General features: G+C 68.7%; 3 protein-coding genes. All 3 read left to right on the forward strand.

The annotated features are described in order from the left end of the window. Positions 1–1062, forward strand: a 1062-nt coding sequence (locus WBV89_RS06505; RefSeq protein WP_423980519.1) for a peptidoglycan-binding protein, incomplete at its 5' end; no start/stop codon positions are given. Beyond that, a complete protein-coding gene (locus tag WBV89_RS06510) occupies positions 1059–1772 on the forward strand; it encodes an ABC transporter ATP-binding protein (RefSeq protein ID WP_423980520.1) in 714 nt (237 codons plus the stop codon). The genes WBV89_RS06505 and WBV89_RS06510, both read left to right, overlap by 4 nt. Continuing rightward, the coding region (locus WBV89_RS06515; RefSeq protein ID WP_423980521.1) for an ABC transporter permease at positions 1769–2902 on the forward strand (1134 nt) is incomplete at its 3' end. The genes WBV89_RS06510 and WBV89_RS06515, both read left to right, overlap by 4 nt.

The following is a 2902-nucleotide window of genomic DNA, read 5'->3' on the forward strand; positions in this document are numbered from 1 at the left end:
TTCGGGGGGATCGTGCTTGCGGTGCTGGTGATCGTCGCCGTCGGTGTCGGCGGGTTCCTCGCCATCGACCGGTTCAGCGACGACGAGCCAACCACGACCGAACCGGTCGCGACAGTGGATCTGGCAGAAGCGACCATCGTCCGCACCGACCTGATCGAATACGAGACCCTGGAGGGGCTGCTGCAGTTCCGCGACCCGGGCACCGTGTTCGCTTCGGCGCCCGGCACCATCACCGCCCTACCGGAGGGTGGCAGTGTGCTCGGACGAGGCGACATCGCCTACGAGCTGAACGGCTCGGGCGTGGTGACGTTCATCGGTGACCGGCCTGCGTGGCGGACGCTCGAGGAGGGAGTCGCCAACGGACCCGACGTCGAACAGTTGGAAACCAACCTCGCCAGGCAGGGTTTCGACGACGAGGGCGAGATGACCGTCGACACTGAGTTCACCCCATCCACGGCCGCCGCCATCGAGGCGTGGCAGGAGTCGCTCGACCGCGAGGTCACCGGTCTCATCACGCCAGCGGACATCGTGTTCATCTCCGCACCCGTGCGGGTCGGGTCGTCATTCACCGAGACGGGAGCGACCGTGGCGCCCGGCTCTCCCGTGTTCGGCACGTCGGCACGCGACCACGAGGTGATCGTCCTGCTCGATGCGGACCGACAGGACCTCCTCGTCCCGGGAGACGAAGTGGACCTCGAGCTTCCCGACGGGACCATGACGACAGCCGTTGTCTCGACGGTGAGCCGCATCGTCACCACCGACGGGGAAGGCCCGGACGCCCGCCGCGTGGTCGAGGTGACCATCGACCTCGAGGACGAGAGCTTCGCCGGCGATCTCGATGCGACCCCCGTCGACATCGACGTCGAGACGAGCCGGGCCGCCAGCGTGCTCGCGGTCCCGGTGGAGGCACTCCTCGCACTTGCCGAGGGCGGCTACGCCGTGGAAGTCGACACGGGAGAGGGCTCTCGGTTCGTCGCGGTCGAGACGGGAACATTCGCCGACGGCCTGGTCGAGGTGTCGGGCGACATCGCCGAGGGCGATACGGTGCTCGTGCCAGAATGACCAGCCAGGTGGGCCCCACCGACGGCAGCGCCCTCCATCTCCGCGGCGTGACCAAGATCTATCCCGGAACGCCGGAGGTGAGGGCCGTCGACGGCGTCGATCTACGTGTCGCCAACGGCGAGCTCGTCGCCGTCGTCGGCCCGTCAGGCTCGGGGAAGTCGACGCTGCTCCACCTCATGGGCGCCCTCGACCTCCCGACGGACGGGACCGTCGAGATCGCAGGCATCGACGTTGCTGGCCTCCGCGATCGCGCTCTCTCGGGTCTTCGGGCCCACCGGATCGGCTTCATCTTCCAGGACTTCTTCCTCATCGACGGGATGACCGCCACCGCAAACGTGGCCGAGGGTCTGCTGTACCGCGGCCTACCCCGCCGTGACCGCAACGAACGGGCCGTCGCCGCCCTCACCCGGGTCGGGCTCAGCCATCGTCTCACGCACCGTCCAAGCCAGCTCTCGGGTGGCGAGCGTCAACGGGTCGCCATCGCCCGCGCCCTCGTCGGCGACCCGAGCATCGTGTTCGCCGACGAGCCGACCGGCAACCTCGACTCCCACACGAGCGACGACATCGCCGCCCTGTTCACCGCGCTCAACGCCGAGGGCTCCACACTCGTCGTCATCACGCACGACCAGGATCTCGCCTCCCGCTTCCCCCGGGTTGTGGAACTCCGCGACGGCAAGGTGCTGTCGGACACCGCCACGGTGTCATCGTGACACGAGGAAGCCCCAACCCGAGCACGCCCATGAAGAGCCGGTTGCGGGTCGGGGACCTCATCGGACTCGGTTTCCGCGGCCTCGTGGCACGTCCGGCGCGGGCGGTCCTCACCGCAATCGGGATCGCCATCGGGATCGCTGCCATCGTCGCGGTCATCGGGATCTCGGCGTCCGGCCGGGCCGACCTCATCGCCACGCTCGACCAGCTCGGCACGAACCTCCTGCGGGTGACGCCGGGGGGTGGCGTCTTCGGGACCGGATCGGAGGTGCCCGAGGAGGCGGGGATCATGGCGGCCCGGATTGGTCCAGTGGAATCCACGACACAGACGACCACCGTCAACGCATCGGTGCGACGCAGCGAGTTCATCCCGGAGTTGGAGACAGGAGGCATCGGGCTCCTCGCCTCGCGGACCGATCTGATCGACGAGCTCGGCGGCGAGCTCAGGTCGGGACGCTTTCTCGATGCGGCGTCGGAGACGGTCCCGACCGTGGTTCTCGGGTCGGTGGCCGCCGAACGACTGGGAATCGCCGACCTGGACCCGCGTCCCCGCGTCTTCGTCGACGGCACCTGGTTCACGGTCATCGGGATCCTCGATGACCTCCCCCTGCACCCGGACATCGAACGGGCCGCACTCATCGGCTATCCGGTGGCGGCCACCGAGTTCGAAACCACCGAGTCACCGACGACCCTCTATGTGCGGGCCCAACCGGAGTTTCTCAACGACGTCGCCGAGGTGATCCCACCCACGGTGAATCCCCAGCAGCCCGACGCCGTCGAGGTGACCCGTCCGTCGGACGCGCTCCTCGCCCGCAAGGCCGCCGACGAGGCGCTGACCGGACTGCTCATCGGGCTCGGGGCGGTCGCCCTGCTGGTGGCCGGTGTCGCCATCGCCAACATCATGGTGATGTCGGTGCTCGAACGGACCACTGAGATCGGTGTGCGCCGAGCGCTCGGTGCGACGAAGCGCCACATCCGTCTGCAATTCCTGTTCGAGTCGGTGCTACTGGCGGGGATGGGTGGCGTCGTCGGTACGCTGCTCGGCGCCGGGATCACCATTGCCTTCGCCTCGAGCCGCGATCTCACCCTCGCCGTGCCGCCCCAGGGCATCGTCCTGAGCATCGCCGGTGCG

It is taken from the genome of Ilumatobacter sp. (assembly GCF_049588435.1).
Lineage (GTDB): Bacteria > Actinomycetota > Acidimicrobiia > Acidimicrobiales > Ilumatobacteraceae > Ilumatobacter_A.

Bases quoted from the DNA above. Each gene is read 5' to 3' on its own strand.
- WBV89_RS06510 (WP_423980520.1), top strand. From the start codon at position 1,059: ATGACCAGCCAGGTGGGCCCCACCGACGGCAGCGCCCTCCATCTCCGC.